We start from the raw sequence: 24,482 nt of genomic DNA on the forward strand, positions 1-24,482 counted from the left end.
GTCCGGCGTCGGCGTCGCGGGGCCATCCCCGCCGCGGCGCCACGGGCCCACCCCTCCAGCGCAAGGAGTAGCATTCTCACCATGGCTTTCAACCACCTGGCGAACGATCGCCCCCGTATTCTCGTGGTCGGCGGCGGCTATGTCGGCCTGACCGTCGCCTCCCGGATCCAGAAGGACGTCAAGGCCTCCGGCGGCGTCGTCACCGTCGTGGATCCCAACCCCTACATGACCTACTTGCCGTTCCTGCCGGAGGTGGCCGGCGGCTCGATCGAGTCCCGTCACGCCGTGGTCCCGCTGCGCCAGCACCTGCGCGACAGCGAGATCCTCGCCGCGCACGTGGAGAAGATCGACCACCGCAACCGCACCGCGACCCTGCGCGGCATCGACGCGGGCGACACCTACGAGCTGACCTACGACCAGATCGTGGTCGCCGCCGGATCCGTGACCCGCGCCTTCCCGATTCCGGGCCTGGCCGACGCCGCGATCGGCATGAAGAGCATCGAAGAGGCCGAGCACGTGCGCAACTGGGTGCTCGAGCGCATCGAGGTCGCCAGCCTGCTCAAGGACGAGGACGCCCGGCGTCGAGCCCTGACCTTCGTGGTCGTCGGCGGCGGCTTCGCCGGCATCGAGACGATCGGCGAGATCGAGGACATGGCCCGCGACGCCGTGGAGCGAACCTCCCAGCTGCGCTCCAGCGACCTGCGCTTCGTGCTGGTCGAGGCCATGGGCCGGATCATGCCGGAGGTCCCGGAGACCCGGGCCGAGTCGGTCGTCGCGCACCTGCGCGCCCGCGGCATCGAGGTCCTGCTGAACACCTCCCTCGGCGAGGTGGAGGACGGGCACACCCTGAAGCTGGTGAACATGTCCGACAAGTCCTCGGCCGGGGTGGTCGAGGCCGACACCCTGATCTGGACCGCCGGCGTGCAGGCCGCGCCGTTCCTGAAGAACTCGGACCTGCCGCTGGATGAGCGCGGGCGCGTGCGCGTGGGCGCCGACCTGCGCGTGACCGGCGACGACGGCCCCGTGGAGGGCGCCTGGGCCGCCGGGGACAACGCCGCGGTGCCGGACCTGACCGGCGGCGGCGTCGGCGGGTTCTGCGTGCCCAACGCCCAGCACGCCTCCCGCCAGGGCGTGCGCCTGGCCAAGAACCTGCTGGCCTCCCGCAGCGGCGGACAGCTGGAGGACTACTACCACGAGAACCTCGGTGCGGTCGCCGGGCTCGGGGCGTACAAGGGCGTGGCCAACATCAAGGGCCGTTCCTTCGAGGGTCCGCTGGCCTGGCTGATGCACCGCCTCTACCACGGCTACGCGATCCCCACCGCGGAGCGCTCCGCCCGCGTGGGCGCGAACTGGATCCTGTCCACCGTGTTCGGCCGGGACACCACCCCGATACGCCACGCCCGGGATCCGCGCCTGCCGTTCCTGGCCGCCACCGGCAACGCCCCGGAGGCCAAGAAGGCCCGGCTCTAGCCCGGTCTCGGCTCCGCGCGGTGCGTCCTCTCCCACGAGGGGACGCACCGCGCGGGCGGCTCCCGGCGCCCCGGCGTCGGCGGGCCGCCCCCTGCGCCCCAGTAGCCCAATCGGCAGAGGCAGCTGACTTAAAATCTGCACAGTGTGGGTTCGAGTCCCACCTGGGGCACCGCGCCCGTCACCTTGGGGCGCCTCACGCTCACGCTGTGGGCGATACGCGCCCGCACGGGCCTGCCCGCAGGCGCCGCCGCCTTGTAGACTGGGCCGCGACGTGTCGTGGTCGTCTGCGCAGCCTGTGGTCCGCGCGGCGGCCGTCGCCAGCGATGCCGTCGACGACCGTGAGCGAACACTCTCAGGAGATGAGAACACCCATGGCCAGAGGCAACCCCCTGATCAGCCGTCTCAGCACCGAGGCGCAGAAGAACCCCTACGCGAACCAGCCGCTGGACTACTACGACGGCGCCGGGCGGGCGACGACCTCCCAGGCGCCCTCCCCGTATGCGGTGCCGAACCCCGCCGTCGCACAGCCCGGTCCGCAGACCGCCGACGCCGAGCAGCTGAACCGGATGTACCAGGCCCCCTCGGCGACCCCGGCCGACACCCGGCGGGCCACTCTCAACGACGTCGTCGCGAAGACCCTGTCCCTGCTGGGCCTGGTCATCGTCGGTGCCGCCGTGGGCTGGTTCGTCCCCGGTCTGGGCTTCCTCGGCGGCATCGTGGGTCTGGTCGTCGGCCTCGTGGTGGTCTTCAAGAGGAACGTCTCCCCGGTGCTGACCATGGTCTACGCCGTGGCCGAGGGACTGCTGCTCGGGGCGATCTCCGGGGTCTTCGAAGCCCAGTACGGCGGGATCGTCATCAACGCGGTGCTGGCCACCGTGGTCGTGTTCATCGGGATGCTGATGCTCTACGCCAAGGCCGGGGTGCGCCTGTCCCAGCGGATGGTCGCGATCCTGGGCATCGGGATGATCGCCTACCTGGTGTTCCTGGTGGGCAACTTCGTCTTCGGGATGATCACAGGCTCCTCGATGCGCGACGCCGAGATCTTCGGCATCCCCCTGGGCATCCCGCTGGGCCTGATCGTCGTGGCGATGGCCGCGATCAGCCTGATCGCGGACTTCCAGAACATCGACGAGGCCCTGCGCGCGGGCGTCCCGGAGAAGGAATCCTGGCGCCTGGCCTTCGGCCTGATCGTGACCCTCGTCTGGCTCTACATCGAGATCCTGCGCCTGTTCAGCTACTTCATGCGCAGCGACGACTGAGCTGCTCCCCACCCCCGGCCATCGGGCCCCGGGCGCGCAAGCACCGCCGAGACGGCGGCTTCCGCACCGGGGCCCGGTGCCGTGCGGATCCCTTCCACCCATCCCTGAACCCTTGGAGAACCCGCCGATGAGCACCACCGAGGACGGCGCGGCTGAGCTGCAGCTTCCCATCACCACCCCGCCGCCCGGGGACCGTCCCACCGAGCCGTGGACCCGTCGCTCCTCCGGGCAGGGCGGGGACTCCCGTCGGCAGGATCCGCACATCCCCTTCGCCCTGAACACCGCCGCCGCCTGGTCCTGGCGGCTGCTGTTCGTGCTGATCATGGCCGGGGTCATCGTGTGGCTGTCCCGCCCCGTCTCCACGATCCTCGTGGGGGTGGCGGTCGCCGCCCTGCTGGCCGGACTGCTCACCCCCGCAGTGCGGTGGCTGCGCAAGCACCGCATCGGCTCCGGGTGGGCCACCGCCATCACCGAGATCGGCCTGATCGTCGTCGTCCTGGGGCTGCTGACCCTCGTGGGCCAGCAGCTGGTCTCCGGGTTCACCGACCTGTCCGATCAGGTGGTGGCCGGCTACCACCAGCTCATGGACTGGCTGGCCGACGGGCCCCTGCACGTCACGGTGGACCAGGTGGACCAGGCGATCAGCTCCGTGACCGCGACCATCAAGGACAACTCATCGCAGATCCTCGCCGGAGCCGCCAGCTTCGGCTCCACCGCCGGCAACGTGGGCGAGGGCCTCGTGATCTGCCTGTTCACGCTGATCTTCTTCCTCCTCGAGGGGGAGCGGATCTGGCTGTTCCTCGTCGGCCTCGCCCCGAAGAGCGCGCGCCGGGCCGTCAACGGTGCCGGTCGCCGCGGCTGGCACTCCCTGGTCTCCTACACGCGCATCCAGGTCTTCGTGGCTTTCGTCGACGCCGTCGGCATCGGACTGGCCGCGTTCTTCCTCGGGGTTCCGCTGGCCTTCCCGCTGGCGGTGCTGGTCTTCCTCAGCTCGTTCGTCCCGATCATCGGCGCCCTGCTGTCCGGTGCGGTCGCCGTGCTCCTGGCTCTGGTGGCCAACGGGCCCATCAACGCTGTGCTGATGCTCGCGGCGGTTCTGCTGGTCCAGCAGATCGAATCGCATCTGCTGCAGCCCCTGGTCATGGGCAAGGCCGTCTCCCTGCACCCGCTGGCCGTGGTCCTGGCCGTGGCCGTGGGCACCACGCTGCTGGGCATCGTGGGCGCGGTGTTCGCTGTGCCCGCCCTCGCCGTGCTCAACACCGTGATCCGGTATCTGGCCGGCAGGCAATGGGAGCAGGATGACGCCATCCGCACCGAGCCCTTCCGCTTCGACTGGGAGATCGCCAAGGCCAGGAAGAAGTCCCTGAAGCAGAAGGCCAAGGAGAAGCTGCGCGAGGAAGCGCAACCGGAGGAGCAGACCGCATGAGCACGCTGGAGCAGCTGCCCGTCACCTTCGAGCAGATCCAGGAGGCCGCCCACCGCCTGGACGGCATCATCGAGACCACGCCGATCGCCCACTCGCGGGCCCTGGAACGGCGCATCGGCTCCCCGGTGCACCTGAAGGCCGAGAACCTGCAGCGTTCCGGATCCTTCAAGGTCCGCGGCGCCTACAACCGCATGGTCCGGCTCACCCCGGAGCAGAAGGCGGCCGGCGTCGTCGCCGCCTCGGCGGGCAACCACGCCCAGGGGGTCGCGCTGGCCGCGTCCAAGCTGGGACTGGAGGCCAGGATCTACATGCCGCAGGGTGCGGCCCTGCCCAAGATCGCCGCGACCCAGGGCCACGGGGCCCAGGTGGTGCTGCACGGCACCACCGTCGACGAGGCGCTGGCGGAGGCCAAGCGGCACGCGGACGAGACGGGCAAGACCTTCATCCACCCCTTCGACAACGCCGACATCATCGCCGGTCAGGGCACCCTGGGCCTGGAGATGCTTGAGCAGGTCCCGGACGCGGACACGATCATCACCGGCGTCGGCGGCGGCGGGCTGCTGGCCGGGGTCGCGATCGCCGCCAAGACCCTCGCGGCCCGGCAGGGCCGCCCGATCCGGGTGATCGGGGTGCAGGCCGAGCACGCAGCCGCGTACCCGCCGTCCCTGGCCGCGGATGCGCTGGTGCCGCTGAAGAAGGTCTCGACCATCGCGGACGGCATCGCGGTCGGGCGGCCCGGGCAGCTGCCGTTCTCGATCATCAAGGAGCTGGTGGACGACGTCGTCACGGTCTCGGAGGACGACCTCGCCCGCGCGCTGATCTTCCTCATGGAGCGGAACAAGCTCGTGGTGGAGCCGGCCGGGGCGGTGGGGGTCGCGGCCCTGATGAACGGGACCCTCAACGAGGCCTACGGGAACCTCGGCACCACGGTGTGCCTGCTCTCCGGGGGCAACATCGACCCGATGCTGATGCTCAAGGTCATCCAGCGGGGCCTGTCCGCCGCCGGGCGCTTCCTGACCGTGCGCATCATGCTCACCGACCACCCGGGGGAGCTGCGCGACATCTCCCGGATCATCGCCGAATGCGATGCGAACGTGACCGGTGTGGACCACACCCGGGTCGGCGGGGCGCTGTCCATGGGGGACGTGTCGATCACCATCGACATGGAGACCAAGGGCAAGGACCACTCCCACGAGGTCCTGGAGGCCCTCCAGGCCGAGGGCTTCCGCCCCGAAGTCATCAACTGACCCACCCCCCCTGCCGCACAACGGGAGATGCTTCCCATCTCGGGACGTGTCACGTCCAGGAATGGGAAGCATCTCCCGCTCTGCGGTGGAGTAGGGGGAAAGGGGTCAGTAGGGCTTGGCGGCCAGGACCTTCAGCGGGATGTCCTTGCCGTTGGGGGCCTGGTAGGTCAGCTCGTCGCCCACCTTGTGCCCCATGATGGCCTGACCCATCGGGGACTTCTCGCTGTAGACCTGCAGGTCGTCATCGCCGACCAGGGTGTCGGCGACCTCGCGGGAGCCCAGCAGGAACGTGATCTTCTTCCCCGCGATCTCCGCTTCCACGCGCATCCCGGGCTCCACGACGCCGTCGTCGGCGGGCTTCTGGCCCACCTCGGAGTTCTCCAGGAGGTACTTCAGCTGCTGGATGCGGCCCTCGTTCTTGCCCTGCTCCTCCTTGGCGGCGTGGTAGCCGCCGTTCTCGCGCAGATCGCCCTCCTCGCGGGCGGCTTCGATGCGGTTCACGATCTCCTGGCGCTTGGGGCCCTCGCGCTCCTCCAGCTCCGCCTGGAGGCGGTCGTAGGCCTCCTGGGTCAGCCAGGCTGCGGATTCGGTGGTCTCTTCGGACATCGTGTCTCCTCGGTTGGGACGCCCGCCGCGGGCCCCGGACGGTCCGGGCGCGCTTGCGGGCCGGTGCCGGGGTCTGGCCCCGGGCCGACGCCGCGAGACGGCGTGCGTCTGGTCATGCAGATCAGGCCCGCAGGGGACCGCACGGGGTCGGGCTGCGGGTGACGTCAGGCTCCCAGTGTAGCCGCGCGCGGCGCGCCGCCGGCCGATTAAGCTCTGCGGAACACCGATGCCGACGCCGACGCCGTCGCGCTCACGCGCCGTCGACGACCCAGCAGGATTCCACGGTGGCGGTCTCGGCCCGCCCGGTGGTCAGCAGGTCCACGTGCTGGCGCGAGGTGGCCCCGGCGTCGCGGCCCACCTGGATCTCCTTCCAGCCGACCACGGCCCGCTGATCGTTCACGGCCTGCACCGCGCAGCGCACGTCGTCGTCCGGGCGCTTGGTGAGGTCGAAGTCCAGGGAGGTGCGCAGCGGGGAGCTGACCTGCACGCTCTTCTCCTGGTAGGTCGGGGCGGTGCCCCGGTGGGCGGCGATCCAGGCGACGAAACCGGAGGCCAGCACCAGCACGAGCACCGCCAGCAGGGCCAGCGCACGCCGCGAGGGCCGGGTGCGGGCGGGCTTCTTCCCGTAGCGCTGGTCTAGAGTGGAGGAGGTCAATTCGCTCGCTTCCGGCGGGTGCTCATGGACTGATCCCCACTCTAGCGAAAAGGATGTGTGCCAGGCCGTGCCAGAGCCGCTCAAGACCCAGACCGCAGGCCCCGTGGTCCCGCTCGACGCCGCCCTCGCCTCGGATTATTCGGGGCTGCGGATCCTCGCCGTCCACGCGCATCCCGACGACGAGTCCAGCAAGGGCGCGGCCACGATGGCCGCCTACGCCGCGCGCGGCGCCCGGGTCATGGTCGCCACCTGCACCGGCGGGGAGCGCGGGTCCATCCTCAACCCGGGCGTGGAGCGCAATCCCCGGTCCCACTGGGACCTGCCCGGGCTGCGTCGGCAGGAGATGGCCCGGGCCCGGGAGATCCTGGGGGTCGAGCACCGCTGGCTGGGGTTCACGGATTCCGGTCTGCCGGAGGGGGATCCGCTGCCGCCGCTGCCGCAGAACTCCTTCGCGACCCTGCCGCTGGCCCGGGCCGCAGCGCCCTTGGTGCGTCTGGTGCGCTCCTTCCGCCCACACGTGATCCTCGCCTACGACGAGAACGGCGGCTACCCGCACCCGGACCACATCATGAGCCACCGGGTGGCCGTGGAGGCCTGGGACGCGGCCGGGGACCCCGAGCGCTATCCGGGGACCGGTGAGCCCTGGACGCCGCTGAAGCTGTACTACGACCGGGCCTTCAACGTCGAGCGCTTCCAGGCCCTGCACGAGGCGCTGGTGGAGCGCGGACTGCCCTCTCCATACGCCGAGCGGCTGGCGCAGTGGGCCGAATCCGAGCCGGAGGGCGCCCCGCCGGTCTCCCGCCACGAGACCACCACGCAGATCCCGGTGGCCGACACGCTCGCGGTGCGCGACGACGCGCTGCGCGCCCACGAGTCCCAGGTGGACCCGGAGGGCTTCTTCTTCGCCGTCGCCCAGGATATCCAGCGCGAGGTGTGGCCGTGGGAGGACTACGTGCTGGCCGCCAGCCGCGTCCCGGAGAGCCTGCCTGAGCACGATCTGGCCGCCGGGATCGGCCTCGACGCCGCACCGGCGGGGAAGCGTCGATGATGGGCGCACCGGTCCTCGCCCTCGTGGGCCCCGTCCGGACGGCTGCGCTCGCGGCCGCCGAGCAGAGTCCCTCTCTGAAGCCCGGGCTGGACACCGCCGACGTCTCCCCGGGCACGGTGGGCTTCCTGGCGACCCTGGTGATGGTGATCCTGGTGATCCTCGTGGCCCTGGACCACACGCGGCGCCAGCGCCGGATGAAGAACCGCTTCGACTACGCGATGGCCCGCGCCGAGCAGGACCGACGCCGCGCCGAACAGCCCGAGGAGCGGGCGGGCGACGGCGGGGCCGCAGCCGCCGCCGGGACCGGCGAGCGCGAGGAGACCGCCGAGAGACCGACCGAGCAGAAGGACCCGGGCACGGGTGCGGACGGGGATCAGCCGGCGTAGATCGAGAACACGATGGCGATCCAGTGGCAGATGAACCCGAGGATCGTGCACACGTGGAACAGCTCGTGGAAGCCGAACACCGCAGGCGCCAGGTGCGGGCGCTTCAGCGCGTAGAACACCGCTCCGACGATGTAGCAGGCCCCGCCGCAGCAGATCAGGATCGTCGCCGTCGGGCTCACCGCCCAGAAGTCCCCCAGGAAGAACACCGCGGCCAGGCCCATGACCACGTACAGCGGTGTGTAGAGCAGCCGCGGGGCGCCGGTCCACAGCACCCGGAACAGCACCAGCAGCAGGGCACAGCCCCAGATGCTCCACAGCAGGATCTGCGTCTTCGGCGGGTCCAGCATGGTCAGGGCCAGCGGCGTGTACGTGCCGGCGATGATCAGGGAGATGTTCGAGTGGTCCAGGCGCTTGAAGACCATCCGGGTCCGATCCGGCCAGTACGCCCGGTGGTACATCCCGGAGACCCCGAACAGGATCACGCTGGTCAGCGCGAACACGGCGCAGGCCAGGGACAGCGCCCCGCCGCCGGCCAGCACGATCAGCACGATCCCGGCCGCGAAGGCCACGGGAGCGAAGGACGCGTGGATCCACCCGCGCCAGGCGGGCTTGCGCTCCAGGACCTCGGCGAAGCGCTCGGCCGCGGTGACGGCGGCCTCCTCCGCCCGGTCCGTGGCGCGCCGGGTCGCCGCCTCGGCCCGATCCAGCAGACTGGCGGCGTCCGCCTCCCGGTGCGGATGGCCGGACTGGTTCCCATGCTGCGTGCGCGACGGCGCCATGACGGCGGCCCCTTCCTGCCGGTGCGGGATGCTGTGGTCATCCTAGTCCTCGCGTCCGGATGCCGGCCCCGGTGGCCCCGACTCGGCGCGGCTCGCGGTACGGTGGGGACTGACCGACCGCCCGACGCGGCCGACGCTCGGGGTGGGCGCAACCGCCGCCCGGTGCGCCGACCCGCCAGCCCAGCGCCCGGTCGGCACCGCACCCGAGGACGGGTGCGCAGGAGAGCCGAGGGGCGCGCAGGAGAAGGACCGAGATGAAGCTGCGCAAGCCGCTGTACAGCGTGTACGAGCGGAACCTGGTCGCCGGGATTCCGGCGGAGCGCCTGCCGAAGCACGTGGGGGTCATGGTGGACGGCAACCGTCGCTGGGCCGCCCTGATGGGCCAGACCACCCGGCACGGACACCAGGCCGGGGCGGAGCGGATCCAGGAGTTCCTGGGCTGGTGCCGGGAGCTGGGGATCGACGTCGTGACCCTGTACATGCTCTCCACCGAGAACCTCAGCCGGCCGGCCGAGGAGCTGACGGACCTGCTGGGGATCATCGAGGAGCTGCTCACGGGCCTGGCCGATTCCCGGGTGGCCCGGCTGCAGCCGGTCGGCGCCCTCGAGCTGCTGCCGGAGGGTCTGGCCGCGACCCTGGAGCGGGCCACGGTGAGCACCGCCGAGGTGGAGGGGCTGCACGTGAACATCGCCGTGGGCTACGGCGGACGGCAGGAGATCGTGGACGCGGTCCGGGAGCTGCTGCGCGACGCCGCCCGGGAGGGACGCGAGATCGCCGAGCTCGCCGAGACCCTGGGGGCCGAGGACATCGAGAACTACCTCTACACCCGGGGCCAGCCGGACCCGGATCTGGTGATCCGCACCTCGGGGGAGCAGCGGCTGTCCGGGTTCATGATGTGGCAGTCCGCGTACTCCGAGTTCTACTTCTGCGAGGCGCTGTGGCCGGATTTCCGGAAGGTGGACTTCCTGCGGGCCCTGCGCGACTACGCCGGGCGGCAGCGGCGCTTCGGCTCCTGAGACACCGGGCGGGAAGGGGAGCAGACCATGGTGCGGATGCTCGGGGACTGGGCGGCGGCCGGCCGATACGGCGCCGTCGCGCTGGGGGCGGCCGGGGCGCTGGCCTTCCTGGTGCTGGCCGCGGTGCTCACCGTGATCGACGCCCGCGAGCACCGGCTGCCGCGGGCCTGGGTGCTGCCGGCCTACCCGGTGCTGGGCATCCTGCTGGGTGCCGCCTTCGCGCTCGGCGAGGGACCGGGAAGCCTGCTCGGCGGGCTGCTGGGCGCGGCGGGCACCGGGATCTTCTACGGCGCGGTGCGCCTGGCCTCCCCGGCGGCGATGGGTTTGGGTGATGTCCGCCTGGCCCCGCTGCTGGGCTGGAGCCTCGGGCTGGTCTCCGTGCCGCACGCCCTGGTCGGACTGCTGCTGAGCTTCCTGCTGGCCGGGCTCTGGGCCGCGGGGCTGATCCTGCTGCGCCGGGCGGATGCGGACTCCCACGTGGCCTTCGGCCCCTGGATGCTGCTCGGCACGGCTGCGGCCTGGCTGGCCCTGCCCGCCCGCCTGCTGTGACTCCCGTGATCCCACCGACGCATCGAGAAGGAGAAACCCATGCCCACCCCTGAGTTCGTGCTGAGCATCCGCGAGAAGATCGGCCACGACCTGCTGTGGATGACCGGGGTCACCGCGGTGATCCTGGATGACCGGGAGCGGATCCTGCTGTGCCGGCGCGCGGACAACGGGGCGTGGACCCCGATCACCGGGATCGTGGATCCGGGGGAGCAGCCGGCGGACACCGCCGTGCGGGAGGCCGAGGAGGAGACCGGAGTGCGGATCGCGGTGGAGGGGCTGGCCTCGGTGCTGAGCAATCCGCCGCTGGTCTTTCCCAACGGGGATCGGGCGCAGTTCCTGGATCTGACCTTCCGATGCCGCTGGGTCGGCGGGCGGGCCCGGGTCAACGACGAGGAGTCCACCGCGGTCCGCTGGTTCCCGCTGGATGATCTTCCCTCCATGTCCGAGCGGATGCATCGGCGCATCGCCGCGGCGCTGGGGTTCTCCGGGCGCACCGACTTCGCGGTCGGCGGCGCACAGAGCAGGGAAGCGCAGAACGGGGGAGCCGGGGACTCGGGATCCCCGAGCGGTCGCGGATCCGAGGCGGCGTCGGACCCTTCGTAGCGCTAAAGACTAAGGGCGTACTCAGATGAATATCAGGTAATCTTTACGGGCACCTGAGCCGACCCGCAGGTCGGCCTCACTCTGTCATTGCGCCGCACCGGGTGCTGCGGACGAAAGCATCTTCAAGGAGGATCGATGCGCCGAGGACCCGCGCTGTCCGCGATCGCGACCCTGTCGACCCTGACCCTGACCGGAACCGTCCTGGTGGCCCCCGCCCAGGCGAGCGAGGGGGTCAGCCTCTCACCGGAGACCACCATCACCACCGGCGGACGCCCCCGGGACCTGGACGTGGACGCCGCGCGCCAGCAGCTGTCCGTGCCCGTGCAGCAGGACTCCATCCTGCCCGGGCAGGACGCCGACGCGCCCGTCGGGCACATCGCCCGGATCGACCTGGCGAACCCGCAGACCCAGCAGCGGCATCAGGTCACCCAGCCGCGGCCCAGCGACGTCGTCTCCAGCGCCGACGGGTCTCGGCTGTACGTGCTCAACGCCTCCCACGGCTCCATCACGGTGCTCGATGCCCGCAGCGGGGCCGTCGAGCGGGAGATCGAGGGCGTGGTCACCTCCTCGAACGGCATCGTGCTGGACTCGGACAGCGGCGACCTGTACGTGTTCGACAACTTCGGCCTGCAGCGGGTCATCCCCGGCGCCGGGGAGGTCATGGAGCGCACCGAGGTGAGCCGGCACGAACGGCCCTTCGTCCGGGATGCGGTCTACGACGCCCAGCACCGGCTGGTGTGGCTGGCCAACGCCAATGAGGGTGTGGTCACCGCGTACTCCACCGTGACCCACCAGTGGGTGCGCACCGTGCGGGTCCCGGTGGCCGAGTACCGGTTCGAGGACACCGTCCTGGGAGCGAATCCGCGATCGCTGGCGATCGATCCCCAGCTGGGCAACCTGTACATCGGCACCAGCGGCAGCAAGGTCGCGGTGGTGCAGACCTCCACCGGCAAGCACCTGGGGGGCTCCCATCTCCGTGGTGGGGGAGTCCACCTCCCTGACGGTGAACCCCCGCACCCACGAGGTCGTGGCCGGTCACGGCCGGGCCAACACCGTCTCGGTGATCTCCCCGCAGACCTGGACCGTGGCCTCCTCCCTCGATCTGCACGCGGCGGGGATCACCGGTCCCGCGGGCTTCTTCACCTCGGACGTGACGGACGTGGAGACCGGGGCGGACGGCACCGAGGTCTACGTCTCCCACGAGCGCACCGGCCGGGTGTCCATCCTGGACCGGTCCGGGGACATCCCCGAGGTCACGCCGCTGAGCGTGGCCCCGGGGCAGGACGAGGCGCCGGACCCGCAGGAGCCGGGGCCGGGCGGCGAGCCCTGGGATGGTCCGGCGACGGCGGACCCCCTGCAGCGTCCCGCCGATGCGGTGGAGGTCTCCCACCCGAGCCTGTCCTGGGCGGTGAACGACTACATGCGGTCCTGGACCCCCGAACCGCTGGGCCCGGTCACCCGCGAGGGGCAGCAGTACGTCTTCGGTGAGGGCCGCGGCTGGTACGACGGGCGCAGCGGACGGGCCTCGGCGGCCTGGGACGGCGGGGTACGCATCCGGCACTACGCGATCATGGCCCCGGGGGTGATCACCAGCTTCGGGAATCCCCGCCTGGATGTGGAGGCGGACGGCTCGGCGCGACTGAGCGTGGAGCTGAGCTGGATGCTCAACGACGAGAACAGCGGCGGGTACCACCGGGTCACCATGGCCACCTTCGATCACGTGGAGCTCAGCCGGGAGGGCCAGCGGGTGACGGTCACCGGGACCCCGGACTTCGCGGGCCGCGAGTACCGCGAGGGCGACCGGGTGTTCTCCGGGTCCTTCCCGGGGGAGTTCATCGACGCGCTGCACCCGGATATGCGGCCCCGGTGGTATGCCTCCGGGTCCGGTGGGGACGCCAAGAAGACCCCACTGCCGCTGTCGGTGAGCTTCGACGCCGAGCAGAAGGCCGCCGAGCCGACGCCGGAGCCGACCAGCGAGCCGACGGCCGAGCCGACCGCTGACCCCACCGCGGAGCCGACCGCGGAGCCCACCAGCGAACCGACCGTCGAGCCCACCGCCGAGCCGATGGCCGAGCCCACCGCGGAGCCGACGTCGGACCCCGCCGACCCGACCGTGCCGGCGCCCGGCGGTGACGAGGACGCCGACGCCGAGGATCCGGAGGGTGCTCAGGAAGTGGGCGGCGCGGGAACCGGGCAGCCCGGCCCCGATGACTCGGCCGACCGCTCCGATCGGGCCGGAGCCGTCGGGACCGGCGGCGGCAACAGCCCCGAGAACGGCGGCACCGGTGGACCCAGCGATGCCGGCTCCGGCAACGACGGCTCCGGCGGCGGCCTGGCGGCCACCGGGGCCCGCACCGGCGGGTACCTGGCGGTCGGTGCGCTCCTGCTCGCCCTGGGCGCCGGTGCGCTGACGCTGCGGCACCGTCGCCGGGCCTGAGCCCGAAGACACGGAAAGGGCCCCACCCCGCGCGATCGCGGGATGGGGCCCTTTTCAGCCTCAGCGGGCGGGCCTCAGCGACCCGACGGCGCCGGTGCTACCACTGGCGCACGGCCTGCACGTTGCGCAGGTTGGAGCGGGCCATGGACACGGCCTCGCCCGCGCCGCGGTTGAGCACGATCTTGGACATCGCGGTCGCGAAGCCGAAGATCTGGTCCGAGGAGATCTTCGGCGGCACGGACAGGGACATCGGATCGGTGATGACCTCCACCAGGGCCGGGCCGTCGAAGGACAGCGCCTCCTGGTAGGCCTTCTTCAGCTTCTTCGGGTCCGTCACGCGGATGGCGTGGAAGCCCATCGCCTTGGCGATGTCCGCGTAGTTGGTGTCCGGCACGTCCACGCCGAAGTCGGCCAGGCCGTCCACCAGCATCTCCAGCTTGACCATGCCCAGCGTGGAGTTGTTGAACACCACGACGTTGGTGGGCAGGCGGTAGGTGGCGATGGTGATGAGATCGCCCAGCAGCATGGACAGCCCGCCGTCGCCGGACAGCGAGATGACCTGGCGGCCCGGGTAGGCAAACTGCGCCCCGATGGACTGCGGCATCGCGTTGGCCATGGACCCGTGCAGGTAGGACCCGATCAGCCGGCGCTTGCCGTTGGGGCGGATGTAGCGGGCCGACCACACGTTGCACATGCCGGTGTCCGCGGTGAACACGGCGTCCTCGGCGGCGACCTCATCCAGCACGGAAGCGGCGTACTCGGGGTGGATCGGCTGGTGCTTCTCCACGTTGCGGGTGTACGCGCCGACGGCCTTGTTCATGATCTGGTCGTGCTTCTTCAGCACGCGATCCAGCCACTTGCGGTCCTTCTTGTACTCCACCAGCGGCAGCAGGGCCCGCAGGGTCTCCAGGGCGGAGCCCTCGATCTGCAGGTCCACGTCCGTGCGCCGACCCATGACCGAGGGATCGGTGTCGATCTGGATGGTCGTGGTCTCCGGCAGGAACTGGTCGTACGGGAAGTCCGTGCCGATCATGATCATCAGGTCGGCGTCGTGGATGCCCTCGGCGGCCGCACCGTAGCCCAGCAGGCCGGTCATGCCGACGTCGAAGGGGTTGTCGTACTGGATGAAGTCCTTGCCGCGCAGGGAGTGCCCGACCGGGGCGGCGGCCTTCTCCGCGAGGGAGACGACCTCGTCGTGGGCGCCCTCGATGCCGGCGCCGACGAACAGCGCGACCTTCTTGGCGCGGTTGATGTGGGAGGCCAGCTCCTGGATGGTCTCCTGGTGCGGGACCTTCGGGGCCCGGCGCAGGGTCCCCAGCACCGGGGCCTCGGTGGCGGTGTCCTCATCGGCGATGTCGCCCGGGATGGTCACCACGGCCACCCCGGAGTCGCCGACGGCGTGGCGGATCGCCGAGGCGACCACGCGCGGGGACTGCTCGGGGGAGAGCACCATCTCGTTGTAGACGGAGCACTCCTCAAAGATCTGCTGCGGGCGGGTCTCCTGGAAGTACCCCTGCCCGATCTGCTTGCTCGGGATGTGCGAGGCGATCGCAAGCACCGGGGCCTGGGAGCGGTTGGCGTCGTACAGGCCGTTGATCAGGTGCATATTGCCCGGGCCACAGGAACCGGCGCACACGGCGAGCTCCCCGGTCAGCTGGGCGTCCGCGCTTGCGGCGAAGGCGGCGGCCTCCTCGTGGCGCACATGCACCCAGTCGATCCCGCCCTTCTTGGAGCCGCCGGTGGCGCGCACGGCGTCGACGATGGGGTTCAGGGAGTCTCCGACGATCCCGTAGATGCGGTGAACGCCGGCCTCGACCAGCTGGTTCACGATCTGTTCTGCAAGCTTCACGATGCCTCGATCTCTCTTCTCGCTTCTCGCGGGGATGGGTGGCCTCCTGCAGGCACAGGGGCACCCACGCAGCCCGGTGATGCCGTCTATGAGAACACCGCTGCATCGAACCAATATTCCAGAACGCCCCTCCCGGTGGAAGAGGCCATACCCCCTTGTGAGCGATGTCGCGGCCGCCTCCTCGGGTGGGCGCACGCCCCGGCGTCGATCGGTGCGGGGAACGCGCACGCGACGCCGGGGCGTGGGTGGGACGCGGCGGGCGGGACGGCTAGCGCCGGCCCAGCATCCGGGTCACGTCCAGGGCCTCGTCCAGCTGCTGCTCGGTGACCTCGCCGCGCTCGACGTAGCCCAGCTGCTCCACGGCCTCGCGCACGGTGGTCTTGTGGGCCACGGCGTGCTTGGCGATCTTCGCGGCCGCCTCGTAGCCGATGAGTTTGTTCATCGGGGTCACGGTGGACGGGGAGGCCTCGGCCAGGAAGCGGGCCCGCTCCTCGTTGGCCTCCAGCCCGTCCACCATCTTCTCCGCCATGACCCGGGAGGAGTTGGCCAGCAGCCGGATGGACTCCAGCAGGTTCTTGGCCATCACGGGGATGCCGACGTTGAGCTCGAAGGCGCCGTTGGTGGAGGACAGGGCGATCGTGGTGTCATTGCCGATGACTTGGGCGGCCACCTGGATCACGGCCTCGCAGATCACCGGGTTGACCTTGCCCGGCATGATCGAGGAGCCCGGCTGCAGGTCCGGGATGTGCAGCTCGCCCAGGCCCGTGTTCGGCCCGGAGCCCATCCAGCGGATGTCGTTGCAGATCTTCATCAGCGAGTATGCGATGTTCCGCAGCTGCCCGGAGGCCTCGATCAGCCCGTCCCGGTTGGCCTGGGCCTCGAAGTGGTTGCGGGCCTCGGTCAGGGGCAGACCGGTCTCCTCCGCCAGCAGCTCGATGACGCGGGCGGAGAAGCCGTCCGGGGTGTTGATCCCGGTGCCCACGGCCGTCCCGCCCAGGGGGACCTCGGCCACCCGCGGCAGCGAGGCTTCGATGCGCTCGATGCCGTAGCGGACCTGGGCGGCGTAGCCGGAGAACTCCTGCCCCAGGGTCACGGGGGTGGCGTCCATCAGGTGGGTGCGCCCGGACTTCACCACGTCCGCGAACTGCTCGGCCTTCGCCTCCAAGGAGGAGGCCAGGGTGTCCAGGGCCGGGATGAGGTCCTTGATCAGCGCGCCGGTCACGGCCACGTGCACGGAGGTGGGGAAGACGTCGTTGGAGGACTGGGAGGCGTTGACGTGGTCGTTGGGGTGCACCTCGATGCCCTGATCCTCCAGGGCCCGGGTGGCCAGGGTCGCCAGCACCTCGTTGGCGTTCATGTTCGAGGAGGTCCCGGAGCCGGTCTGGAACACGTCGATCGGGAAGTGCTCGTCGTAGGTGTGGGCGGCGACGGCGTCAGCGGCGTCGCGGATGGCCCGGGCCCGGTCCGCGTCCAGGACTCCCAGCTCCTCGTTGGCCTGGGCGGCGGCCTTCTTGACCAGGGCCAGGGCCGCGATGTGGGCGGATTCCAGCGTGGAGCCGGAGATCGGGAAGTTCTGCACGGCGCGCTGGGTCTGGGCCCGGTACAGGGCGTCCTTGGGGACCTGGACCTCGCCCATCGTGTCGTGCTCGATGCGGTATTCGGTGGTGTCGCTCATACGCACCATCCTATGCCGCGACCCGGTCCATGACGTGGTCCGGTCCACCGTCGACGGGCCCGGACCGGATCAGTCCTCGGCCAGCTCCTGGGAGGACCACACCAGCTCGGCCCGGCCGTCGCGCAGGTTGTAGAACACCCCGACGACGGCGGTGCGACCCTCGCGCACCGCGGCGTCGATGATCTTGGACTGGTCCAGCACCCGCTGGGCCGTCTGCCGGGTGTTGGTGCGCACCATGTCGTTGATGGTGGGGGTCTCGCCCTGGGCCTCGCGGTGGGTCTCCACCACGGCGGGCAGGATCTCCTCGACCAGGTCCCGCACGAAGCCGCCGGGCATCTGCCCGGAGTCGTAGGAGCCGGAGGCGGCGGTGACCGCGCCGCAGGAGTCGTGGCCCAGGACCACGATCAGCGGCACGTCCAGATCCGTCACCGAGTACTCCAGGGAGCCCAGTGCGGCGTTGCCCACGACCTGCCCGGCCGTGCGCACCACGAAGGTGTCGCCCAGCCCGAGGTCGAAGATGATCTCCGCGGCCAGCCGGGAGTCCGAGCACCCGAAGATCACGGCGAAGGGGTGTTGCCCGTCGGTCAGGGACTCCCGGCGCGCGGCGTCCTGGTTGGGGTGCTCGGAGGCGCCGGCGACGAAGCGGGCGTTGCCCGCGCGCAGACGCTGCAAGGCTTCGGCGGGGGTGGGACGGGTGCTGGTGCTCATGGGTCCTCGGATCTGTTCTCGTGGGTCGTCTGCGATGGGCCGCGCGGGATCCGCGCGGGGGTCGATGGGGTGTGTGGAGCGGGGTCGGTCGGTGAGGGGTCAGGGGGCGGCGGAGGCGCTGGCCGACGCCGCAGCCCCCGCGCCGTCCGCCGTGCGGGCCAGGCGGGAGAGCAGATCCTTCAGCTCCTCATCCCGGGAGTCCCCGGTGACCACCACCGTGGTCCCCGCCAGCCGCCCGACCGCTGAGACGGTGGTCTCCCCGGTCTTGCGGTCCGTGCTGGAGTGGCGGCGCCACTGGATGCCCTCGACATCCATGGTCCCGGTCTGCGGGGCCCGGTCGATCCGCTCGGCCGTCCAGGTGGGATCGGCGCGGTCGGTCTGGGCGAGCGTCAGGAAGCCGCCGGAGGCAGTGACCGCCCCGAACTCCCAGTACGGCACCTCCTGGTCATCGGCGGGGTGCCAGCGGGCGAAGTTCGCGTGCCAGTCCGCGGGCAGCTCGGGGGCCAAGACGTCGAAGCCGGCATCGGTGCGGGCCTGCTGGGCGGTCTGCACCAGGTCCACCTGGGGGCGGTAGGTCTGGTTGTCCGGGCGCGGCTGCAGCCACACGAACGGCAGGGTGATGCCCAGCAGGGCGATCACGGAGATCACCATCGCCCCGACCGGGGTATTCAGCCGCCGCGCCTGCTTCTCGGTGATCTGCGGGACCACCGGCTCATCCCGCTCGCTCCGGTCCCGGGCCTGCTCGTTCTCCTCCACGTCCCCCATTGTGCCCCACCCGCGGGCGCGCCCCGTCCGGCCGGGGCGCGTGCCCGGCGGGGCAGGCGGTGCCCACTATGCTGGAGAGCACAGCCAGAGGGGCCCGCTCGCGGGCGCCGAACTCAAGGACGAGGAAACAGCACCGTGTCTGCAGTACAGGATGAGAACAACAACCAAGCCGACCGCAACCTGGCCCTGGAGCTGGTGCGGGTGACTGAAGCCGCAGCCATCGCCGGCGGGCACTGGGTCGGGGCGGGGGATAAGAACTCCGCGGACGGGGCCGCGGTGGATGCGATGCGCAGCATGCTCTCCACCGTCAGCTTCAACGGCACCGTCGTCATCGGCGAGGGGGAGAAGGACGAGGCCCCCATGCTGTACAACGGCGAGTCCCTGGGCGACGGCGACGGCCCGGCCCTGGACGTGGCCGTGGACCCCATCGACGGCACCCGCCTGACCGCCCTGGGCATGAACAACGCGCTCGCGGTGATCGCGGTGGCCGACGGCGGGTCGATGTTCGACCCCTCCGCCGTGTTCTACATGGAGAAGCTCGTGACCGGCCCGGACGCGGCCGACATGGTGGACCTGCGCCTGCCGATCAAGCAGAACCTGCACCTGGTGGCCAAGGCCAAGGGGAAGAAGGTCAACCAGCTCACCGTGTGCATCCTGGATCGCCCGCGCCACGCCCAGCTGGTCGAGGAGGTGCGGGCCACCGGCGCCCGCACCCGCATGATCCTGGACGGGGATGTGGCCGGGGCGATCGCCGCCTGCCGCGAGAACACCGGGGTGGATGTGATGCTGGGCACCGGCGGCACCCCCGAGGGGATCGTGGCCGCGTGCGCGATCAAGGCCACCGGCGGGATCATCCAGGGGCGCCTGGCCCCCACCGACGATGACGAGAAGCAGAAGGCCATCGACGCCGGGCTGGACCTGGAGGCCGTGATGACCACGGATGAGCTGGTGACCAGTGACAACTGCTTCTTCGCCGCCACCGGGATCACCGACGGGGATCTGCTGCGCGGGGTCCGCTACTCCGGGCCCACCATCACCTCCCAGTCCATCGTCATGCGCTCCAAGTCCGGGACCGTGCGCATGGTCGAAGCCGAGCACCAGGCGGCCAAGTGGGAGCGGTACGCCCGCGGCTGATCCGGGGACGGGCGCGGCGTCGGGGTAGGATTCCCTGACGGCGCGCCGCCGCGGCTCCCGCGGATGCCCGACGGGCGGCGCTGTCGGAGACCGACGTCGTCGATGACCACCGTGGGGCGCGGTGGGGATGGGGGAGCCCGTGAACGCTGCCGAGGCCCAGGAATCCGCCGTGCGCGCGGACGTGCGCGATCTGCGCACGCTCTTCGCGCTGATCCCGTGGCGGATGCGCCCGCGCATCCTCGGCATGGTCCTGGTGGCCTTCGCCTCCTCCCTGCTGGACATCCTCGCGGTGGCGACGATGGTGCCGCTGACCCAGATGCTCACCGCCCACGGGGAGGTCCCCCCGGTGGTCCAGGAGCACCTGGCGCCCCTGGTGGGCACCGAGGATCGGCAGCGGCTGCTGCTGATCCTCGCGCTGCTGGTCGGGCTGGCCTTCCTCGTCAAGAACGTTGCGCTGATCGGGATCCGCTGGTGGTCCATCGGCGTGGTGCAGCGGGCGTCCTCCTCGGTGCAGGCCGAGATGCTGGACCGGTACCTGCAGGCCACGTATGAGGCCCACCGGCACCGCTCCAAGGCCGCGATCCTGAACAACATCAACACCGGCGTGCCCCAGGCGTTCAACAGCGTCCTGCTGGGCTACATCTCGATCCTGGTGGACGCGGCGACCATCGTCCTGCTCATGGGCACCCTGCTGGTGCTCTCCCCGGTCGGGTTCATCGCCGCCCTGGTGCTGTTCGGCGGGGCCGCGCTGCTGCTGGCCCGGGTGGTCCGGCCCTTCGCCCTGCGCTACGCGCACCGGCTGTTCGAGCTGAGCAAGGACGGCTTCGCCCTGCTCTCCCCGGCCATCGAGGGCTTCCGGGAGACCCGGATCTTCGGGCGGGAGGGGCTGTTCGCGGACGGGTTCCGCCGCAACCGCTCGGACAACGCCCACTACGCCCAGCCCCAGCAGTTCTTCGCGGAGCTGCCGCGGTACCTGCTGGAGGTCGTGATGATCTTCGGCATCCTCGTCATCGCGCTGGTGCTGTTCGCGACCACGGACCAGATGACGGCCTTCGGCCTGCTGGCGGCCTTCGCGGCCGCGGCCATGCGCATCGTGCCGGCTCTGAACCGGGTGGTCGGCACACTCAACGGCGTCCGGTCGGGGCAGCCCTCCCTGCGCACCGTCGCCGCCGAGGTGCGGGGCCTGCAGGCCGAGGCCGACGCCGATCCCTCCCATGCGGAGCAGCCGGTGCAGATCCCCCGGGCCTCCCTGGAGGTGCGGGACCTGGGCTTCCGGTACGCCGACGCCGACCGGGACGTGCTCACCGGGGTGGACGTGAGCATCCCGGTGGGCCGCACGGTCGCACTCGTCGGCTCCTCCGGGGCCGGCAAGACCACGTTCGCGGACCTGCTGGCCGGGCTCTACGTCCCCACCAGCGGCAGCGTCACGGTCGGCGGGGTGGATATCTCCGCGCATCCCCGGGCATGGCGCCGCCGGGTCGCGATGGTCTCCCAGAAGGTCTTCCTGTGGGATGTGCCCCTGCGGGACCTGATCACCTTCGGGCAGCCGGAGGATCAGGTGGACCAGGAGCTGCTGGCCCGGGTCCTGCGCCAGGCGCGCCTGGAGGAGCTGGTGGCGCAGCTGCCGGACGGGCTGGACACCCTCGTGGGCGACGCCGGTGCGCGCCTGTCCGGCGGGCAGACCCAGCGGGTGGGCATCGCCCGGGCGCTGTACTCCCAGCCCGAGGTGCTCATCCTGGACGAGGCGACCTCCGCCCTGGACAACGAGACCGAGCACGAGATCACCCGCACCATCGAGGCCCTGCACGGGAAGATCACCGTGATCGTGATCGCCCACCGGCTCTCCACGGTGCGCAACGCGGACGAGATCCTGTTCTTCTCCCGCGGGCGCCTGCGCTCGCGCGGAACCATGGCGCAGCTGCGCGAGACCGAGCCGGAGTTCGCCCGCCTGGTGGAGCTGGGCCGACTGGACTGAGCGCCCGGTCCCGATCCGCCCGACGCCGCCCGGCCCGGGCCGACGTCGGGCGGGGTGCCGCAGGTTCAGCGGCGCAGGCGCCCCACCAGTCCGCGGACCTTCTGTTCGGCGGTTCCCGCCAGGCGGCGGGCCGCGGGCAGGCCCTTCTCCTTGGCGGCCTCCTTGGCGGCGTAGACCGAGCGGAACGCGGCGTAGGCGGCGGTCGAGACCGGCAGGTCCCAGGTGCCCGGGTAGGTCACCGGGTAGCCGCCGTAGGACTTCTTGAACTTGGTGAACCCGGCCCACTCGTGATCCGGCTGGCCCTCCGGGGCGATGCCGAACATATCGAAGCGCCGCAGCCCGGCCTCCTTGGCATCCAGCATCATCCGGGTGACCAGGGGGTTGTTCGCGGACAGGCGCCGGTGGGCATAATCCATGCTCGCGTGGGCGTAGGTGCGGGTGTCCGCGGAGTCGTAGACGAAGGCCGCGCCGATGGGCTCTCCGTGCAGCTCGGCCACGTACAGCGCGGCGTCGCCCTGGGGCATCAGCGAGCGGGCCGCCTGGGTGAGGTAGTCATCCTTCTGCCGGTTGAACCCCACCCGCTCGGCGGTCTGGTTCAGGTAGCGCAGCAGGATCCCGATCTCCTCGGGGTCCCGCGAGGCGCGGAAGCTCACGCCCTTCTTGTGGATGTTCCGGTGCAGGTTCCGGTTGGTCGCGTTCATGCCCTTCAGCAGCGCGTCCTCGTCCTGGGTCAGATCCACCATCCAGGTGTGGGACGGCTGGATCTGGCGGGGGGAGAAGCGCAGGCCGCGGGCTCGCAGGTCCGCCTCCGGGTCCGTGCCCTCGGCGAAGGAGCGGGGGTCGCTGGGCTCGACGCGCACAAACAGGCAGCGGTGGGCCCGGGCCAGCTCCTTCAGCTCGGCCAGGGCGCGGGTCAGCGCCTCGGGGGAGTCCGCCTCCGGGCCGTAGGGGCAGTACAGGTAGCGCCCCGCGCGCCCGCCCTCTACGGTGGCCAGGTAGGAGTATCCCTCCCCGGCCCCGCGCAGCACCTCGTGGCCGAGGTCGGACTGGAACCGGGCCCAGGCATCGGATTGCAGGAAATTCGTCATGGTCTCCACTGTAGGACGTGGCCGGCAGGGCACCGGCGGGGCGTGGTTGGGTGGGGTCGGGGCAGCTGGCGGACGGGTCGGGCTCAGGGCACCGAGCAGGTGCCGTTGGGGCCGAGCTCCGCGACGGTGCTCACCGCGGGGCCGTCCTGGGCCTGGACAGAGCCGGCGCCGGGCAGCAGGGACAGGGTGGCCAGCAGGGCGGCGGGGCGCACCGCGGAGACCACCCCGGCCGGGCCCGCGGCCTGGGCGTCGTCGGCGGCCGGGGTAGGGGTCTTCCCCTCCGCCGACCCCTCGATGACCTGGGCGACCCCGGCGCGGAAGGCGTCGTAGTCCGGGTAGGTGGGGAACATGTCATCCCAGTACGGCGGGCCGGCCCCGTACTGGATCAGCTCGTGGTCCTTGGCCTTCAGCCCCAGGTCCGCGAACTCCCCGAGCTGGGCCTCCGGGATGTCCGTCTCCACGATCTGCTGGCCGGCGTCCGTGATCGAGCGGAACTTGGTCAGCACGTTCGCGGGATCCAGCTGCGCGAGCATCGCCGACTGCACGCAGCGCTGACGCGCCTCCCGCTCGAAGTCGCTGGCCCCCTCCCGGGAGCGGGCGTACCAGAGGGCGTGGAAGCCGTCCAGGTGCTGGCGGCCGGGCTCGATCCACCCGTCGATGGGGTTCTTCTCCCCGGTGATCTCGTTCGTCCCGCCGCCGATCGGCACCCGGCCGCCGACGTCGAGCTCGATGCCGCCCAGCGCGTCCACCAGGTCCGCGAAGCCGTCCATGTCCACCAGAGCGTAGCCCTGGATCGAAAGACCCGTGATGCCCTCGGCGGCGTCCCTCATGGCCTCGGCCCCGGGATCCGCGGCGTCCGGGTAGAGGTCCGCGTGCTCCTGGGCGACCTGCGGGTACAGGGCGTTGAGGATGCACTCGTCCCCGCAGTCGAAGCCCTCGGGCCAGACCTGCCACAGCGGCGAGCCCTGCGCGAAGGGGGCGTTCTGCAGGTTGCGCGGCAGGGAGATGGTCACGGCCTGGCCGGTCTTCGCGTCGATGCTGAACACCGTCATGGAATCCGGGCGGCGCCCCACCCGGTCCGCCCCGGCGTCCCCGCCCATCAGCAGGATGTTGTACCGGCCGTCCGCGGCCTCGAAGCCGGAGCCGCCGGAGAACACGTTGCCCAGGGCGCCGCGGCCCACTCCCACGAGATAGGCGGAGTAGCCGAGGGTGCCGGCGGTGACCAGCATCAGGCCCGCGCAGCCCAGGGCCACCATCGGCCGCATGCCCCGGGCCAGCAGAGCGGGCCGGATCAGGCGCAGCGCGTCGAGGAAGAGCAGGGCCCAGCCGAGAGCCAGCACCGCGAGCACGACGATCAGCACCAGGGACGTGAACCGGCCGGTGACCAGGGAGAACAGCCAGGACCGGTGCACCGCCAGCAGGATCAGGGCCGCGATGAGGCAGGCCCAGACGGTCAGGGTCACACCCAGGGCGCGCCGCCCCAGGCGGCGGTTGCCGATCAGCAGCTGGACGGAGCCGGGCAGGACGGCGGTGAGCAGCAGCAGCAGCCACGCCCGCTTGGTGCGGGTGAGAGCCCCGGACGCCTCCGGGTGGCGCAGAGGGTCCGTGCGGTGCGCCGGTCCCGGCCGGTGCCCCTCCGGGCGCGCGCCCGTGATCTCATCGGTCCCGCGGGGGCGTTCGGCTCCGGCGGCGGGGTCGCGGGGGTTCTCGGACGGGGTGGAGGGGGGCATCGGGGAGTACCTGCCGGTCGGGGAAGGGCGGGCGGTGGTCGGCGCCCGCCCCGGCGGATCGACGACGTCGCGGGGTC

22 protein-coding genes and 1 tRNA gene are annotated in these 24,482 nt (G+C 71.4%); 13 read left to right on the top strand and 10 right to left on the bottom strand.

Features of this window, described 5'->3' with window-relative positions:
- The first annotated feature begins 81 nt into the window (after positions 1 to 81).
- From I6G21_RS06480 to ilvA, 5 genes are all read left to right on the top strand, one after another.
- Positions 82 to 1,470, top strand: coding sequence for an NAD(P)/FAD-dependent oxidoreductase (locus I6G21_RS06480; protein ID WP_075514545.1), 1,389 nt, complete (start codon positions 82 to 84; stop codon positions 1,468 to 1,470).
- Positions 1,471 to 1,565: 95 nt separating this feature from the next.
- A tRNA-Leu gene (locus I6G21_RS06485) sits at positions 1,566 to 1,639 on the top strand.
- 202 nt (positions 1,640 to 1,841) lie between these two features.
- Positions 1,842 to 2,729: a Bax inhibitor-1/YccA family protein gene (locus tag I6G21_RS06490; RefSeq protein ID WP_129357832.1), complete on the top strand. Its 888-nt coding sequence runs from the start codon at positions 1,842 to 1,844 to the stop codon at positions 2,727 to 2,729.
- A 127-nt stretch (positions 2,730 to 2,856) separates the two neighbouring features.
- The gene (locus I6G21_RS06495; protein WP_129357833.1) at positions 2,857 to 4,155 is read left to right on the top strand and encodes an AI-2E family transporter; all 1,299 of its coding nucleotides are present in this window, start codon (positions 2,857 to 2,859) and stop codon (positions 4,153 to 4,155) included.
- Positions 4,152 to 5,402, top strand: a complete 1,251-nt coding sequence (ilvA, locus tag I6G21_RS06500) for a threonine ammonia-lyase (protein ID WP_129357834.1) — start codon at positions 4,152 to 4,154, stop codon at positions 5,400 to 5,402. The genes I6G21_RS06495 and ilvA overlap by 4 nt, the downstream gene beginning before the upstream one ends.
- A gap of 105 nt (positions 5,403 to 5,507) precedes the next feature.
- Here the strand turns inward: ilvA and greA are convergent, their stop codons facing one another.
- The gene (greA, locus tag I6G21_RS06505; RefSeq protein WP_129357835.1) at positions 5,508 to 6,008 is read right to left on the bottom strand and encodes a transcription elongation factor GreA; all 501 of its coding nucleotides are present in this window, start codon (positions 6,006 to 6,008) and stop codon (positions 5,508 to 5,510) included.
- 250 nt (positions 6,009 to 6,258) lie between these two features.
- Positions 6,259 to 6,663 carry a DUF4307 domain-containing protein gene (locus tag I6G21_RS06510; RefSeq protein WP_055684307.1) on the bottom strand — a complete coding sequence of 135 codons (405 nt, stop codon included), beginning with the start codon at positions 6,661 to 6,663 and terminating at the stop codon, positions 6,259 to 6,261.
- Between the two features lie 103 nt (positions 6,664 to 6,766).
- On the opposite strand from I6G21_RS06510, the gene mca reads away from it, so the two are divergent.
- Both mca and I6G21_RS06520 read left to right on the top strand, forming a co-directional pair.
- Positions 6,767 to 7,711 carry a mycothiol conjugate amidase Mca gene (gene mca, locus I6G21_RS06515; protein WP_129357895.1) on the top strand — a complete coding sequence of 315 codons (945 nt, stop codon included), beginning with the start codon at positions 6,767 to 6,769 and terminating at the stop codon, positions 7,709 to 7,711.
- Positions 7,708 to 8,097: a hypothetical protein gene (locus I6G21_RS06520; RefSeq protein WP_058743460.1), complete on the top strand. Its 390-nt coding sequence runs from the start codon at positions 7,708 to 7,710 to the stop codon at positions 8,095 to 8,097. The genes mca and I6G21_RS06520 overlap by 4 nt, the downstream gene beginning before the upstream one ends.
- Here I6G21_RS06520 and trhA read toward each other — a convergent pair.
- Positions 8,085 to 8,876, bottom strand: coding sequence for a PAQR family membrane homeostasis protein TrhA (trhA, locus tag I6G21_RS06525; RefSeq protein ID WP_081046138.1), 792 nt, complete (start codon positions 8,874 to 8,876; stop codon positions 8,085 to 8,087). The genes I6G21_RS06520 and trhA overlap by 13 nt on opposite strands.
- A 254-nt stretch (positions 8,877 to 9,130) precedes the next feature.
- Here trhA and I6G21_RS06530 point away from each other — a divergent pair, with 254 nt between their 5' ends.
- Genes I6G21_RS06530 through I6G21_RS06540 form a run of 3 tightly spaced genes read left to right on the top strand, consistent with a single transcriptional unit; the run spans position 9,131 to position 11,044 of the window.
- Complete coding sequence (locus I6G21_RS06530; protein ID WP_058730212.1) at positions 9,131 to 9,892, top strand: isoprenyl transferase; 762 nt, start codon at positions 9,131 to 9,133, stop codon at positions 9,890 to 9,892.
- A 27-nt stretch (positions 9,893 to 9,919) separates the two neighbouring features.
- Positions 9,920 to 10,441 carry a prepilin peptidase gene (locus I6G21_RS06535; RefSeq protein WP_055684310.1) on the top strand — a complete coding sequence of 174 codons (522 nt, stop codon included), beginning with the start codon at positions 9,920 to 9,922 and terminating at the stop codon, positions 10,439 to 10,441.
- A gap of 39 nt (positions 10,442 to 10,480) precedes the next feature.
- Entirely contained in the window at positions 10,481 to 11,044 is a 564-nt protein-coding gene (locus tag I6G21_RS06540; protein ID WP_081046137.1) for an NUDIX hydrolase, read from the top strand.
- A gap of 419 nt (positions 11,045 to 11,463) precedes the next feature.
- On the opposite strand, the gene I6G21_RS06545 is transcribed toward I6G21_RS06540, so the two are convergent.
- On the bottom strand, positions 11,464 to 11,622 hold the full coding sequence (locus I6G21_RS06545; protein WP_165869991.1) for a hypothetical protein: 159 nt from the start codon (positions 11,620 to 11,622) through the stop codon (positions 11,464 to 11,466).
- Positions 11,623 to 12,023: 401 nt separating this feature from the next.
- Here I6G21_RS06545 and I6G21_RS10810 point away from each other — a divergent pair, with 401 nt between their 5' ends.
- Positions 12,024 to 13,481 (top strand): PT domain-containing protein, encoded by a 1,458-nt coding sequence (locus I6G21_RS10810; protein WP_269148347.1) that lies wholly within the window; start codon positions 12,024 to 12,026, stop codon positions 13,479 to 13,481.
- Between the two features lie 97 nt (positions 13,482 to 13,578).
- Here the strand turns inward: I6G21_RS10810 and I6G21_RS06555 are convergent, their stop codons facing one another.
- The 4 genes from I6G21_RS06555 to I6G21_RS06570 all read right to left on the bottom strand — a co-directional run bounded on the left by I6G21_RS06555 (position 13,579) and on the right by I6G21_RS06570 (position 18,469).
- Positions 13,579 to 15,330, bottom strand: a complete 1,752-nt coding sequence (locus I6G21_RS06555; RefSeq protein ID WP_075514535.1) for a pyruvate dehydrogenase — start codon at positions 15,328 to 15,330, stop codon at positions 13,579 to 13,581.
- A gap of 268 nt (positions 15,331 to 15,598) precedes the next feature.
- On the bottom strand, positions 15,599 to 17,005 hold the full coding sequence (locus I6G21_RS06560) for a class II fumarate hydratase (protein ID WP_055684313.1): 1,407 nt from the start codon (positions 17,003 to 17,005) through the stop codon (positions 15,599 to 15,601).
- A 69-nt stretch (positions 17,006 to 17,074) separates the two neighbouring features.
- Positions 17,075 to 17,713, bottom strand: a complete 639-nt coding sequence (locus tag I6G21_RS06565) for a carbonic anhydrase (protein WP_075514534.1) — start codon at positions 17,711 to 17,713, stop codon at positions 17,075 to 17,077.
- 99 nt (positions 17,714 to 17,812) lie between these two features.
- Positions 17,813 to 18,469 carry a DUF4245 domain-containing protein gene (locus tag I6G21_RS06570; protein ID WP_165869992.1) on the bottom strand — a complete coding sequence of 219 codons (657 nt, stop codon included), beginning with the start codon at positions 18,467 to 18,469 and terminating at the stop codon, positions 17,813 to 17,815.
- A gap of 144 nt (positions 18,470 to 18,613) precedes the next feature.
- Between I6G21_RS06570 and glpX the strand changes: the two genes are divergently transcribed.
- Both glpX and I6G21_RS06580 read left to right on the top strand, forming a co-directional pair.
- On the top strand, positions 18,614 to 19,612 hold the full coding sequence (glpX, locus tag I6G21_RS06575) for a class II fructose-bisphosphatase (protein ID WP_055684316.1): 999 nt from the start codon (positions 18,614 to 18,616) through the stop codon (positions 19,610 to 19,612).
- Positions 19,613 to 19,751: 139 nt separating this feature from the next.
- The gene (locus I6G21_RS06580; protein WP_165869993.1) at positions 19,752 to 21,587 is read left to right on the top strand and encodes an ABC transporter ATP-binding protein; all 1,836 of its coding nucleotides are present in this window, start codon (positions 19,752 to 19,754) and stop codon (positions 21,585 to 21,587) included.
- Between the two features lie 65 nt (positions 21,588 to 21,652).
- Here I6G21_RS06580 and I6G21_RS06585 read toward each other — a convergent pair whose 3' ends face one another.
- Both I6G21_RS06585 and I6G21_RS06590 read right to left on the bottom strand, forming a co-directional pair.
- Positions 21,653 to 22,675, bottom strand: coding sequence for a lipid II:glycine glycyltransferase FemX (locus tag I6G21_RS06585; protein ID WP_129357838.1), 1,023 nt, complete (start codon positions 22,673 to 22,675; stop codon positions 21,653 to 21,655).
- A gap of 83 nt (positions 22,676 to 22,758) precedes the next feature.
- A complete protein-coding gene (locus I6G21_RS06590; RefSeq protein WP_129357839.1) occupies positions 22,759 to 24,405 on the bottom strand; it encodes an LCP family protein in 1,647 nt (548 codons plus the stop codon).
- Between the last annotated feature and the right edge of the window lie 77 nt (positions 24,406 to 24,482).

Source organism: Rothia kristinae (assembly GCF_016028855.1).
Taxonomy (GTDB): domain Bacteria; phylum Actinomycetota; class Actinomycetes; order Actinomycetales; family Micrococcaceae; genus Rothia; species Rothia kristinae.

What these genes read in the sequence shown, in the direction of transcription:
- I6G21_RS06480 (WP_075514545.1), top strand. Translation starts at nt 82, where the DNA reads ATGGCTTTCAACCACCTGGCGAACGATCGCCCCCGTATTCTCGTGGTC.
- I6G21_RS06490 (WP_129357832.1), top strand. Translation starts at nt 1,842, where the DNA reads ATGGCCAGAGGCAACCCCCTGATCAGCCGTCTCAGCACCGAGGCGCAG.
- I6G21_RS06495 (WP_129357833.1), top strand. Translation starts at nt 2,857, where the DNA reads ATGAGCACCACCGAGGACGGCGCGGCTGAGCTGCAGCTTCCCATCACC.
- ilvA (WP_129357834.1), top strand. Translation starts at nt 4,152, where the DNA reads ATGAGCACGCTGGAGCAGCTGCCCGTCACCTTCGAGCAGATCCAGGAG.
- greA (WP_129357835.1), bottom strand. Translation starts at nt 6,008, where the DNA reads ATGTCCGAAGAGACCACCGAATCCGCAGCCTGGCTGACCCAGGAGGCC.
- I6G21_RS06520 (WP_058743460.1), top strand. Translation starts at nt 7,708, where the DNA reads ATGATGGGCGCACCGGTCCTCGCCCTCGTGGGCCCCGTCCGGACGGCT.
- trhA (WP_081046138.1), bottom strand. Translation starts at nt 8,876, where the DNA reads ATGGCGCCGTCGCGCACGCAGCATGGGAACCAGTCCGGCCATCCGCAC.
- I6G21_RS06530 (WP_058730212.1), top strand. Translation starts at nt 9,131, where the DNA reads ATGAAGCTGCGCAAGCCGCTGTACAGCGTGTACGAGCGGAACCTGGTC.
- I6G21_RS06535 (WP_055684310.1), top strand. Translation starts at nt 9,920, where the DNA reads ATGGTGCGGATGCTCGGGGACTGGGCGGCGGCCGGCCGATACGGCGCC.
- I6G21_RS06540 (WP_081046137.1), top strand. Translation starts at nt 10,481, where the DNA reads ATGCCCACCCCTGAGTTCGTGCTGAGCATCCGCGAGAAGATCGGCCAC.
- I6G21_RS06545 (WP_165869991.1), bottom strand. Translation starts at nt 11,622, where the DNA reads ATGCCGTTCGAGGAGGTGACCACGCCCTCGATCTCCCGCTCGACGGCC.
- I6G21_RS06560 (WP_055684313.1), bottom strand. Translation starts at nt 17,005, where the DNA reads ATGAGCGACACCACCGAATACCGCATCGAGCACGACACGATGGGCGAG.
- I6G21_RS06565 (WP_075514534.1), bottom strand. Translation starts at nt 17,713, where the DNA reads ATGAGCACCAGCACCCGTCCCACCCCCGCCGAAGCCTTGCAGCGTCTG.
- I6G21_RS06585 (WP_129357838.1), bottom strand. Translation starts at nt 22,675, where the DNA reads ATGACGAATTTCCTGCAATCCGATGCCTGGGCCCGGTTCCAGTCCGAC.
- I6G21_RS06590 (WP_129357839.1), bottom strand. Translation starts at nt 24,405, where the DNA reads ATGCCCCCCTCCACCCCGTCCGAGAACCCCCGCGACCCCGCCGCCGGA.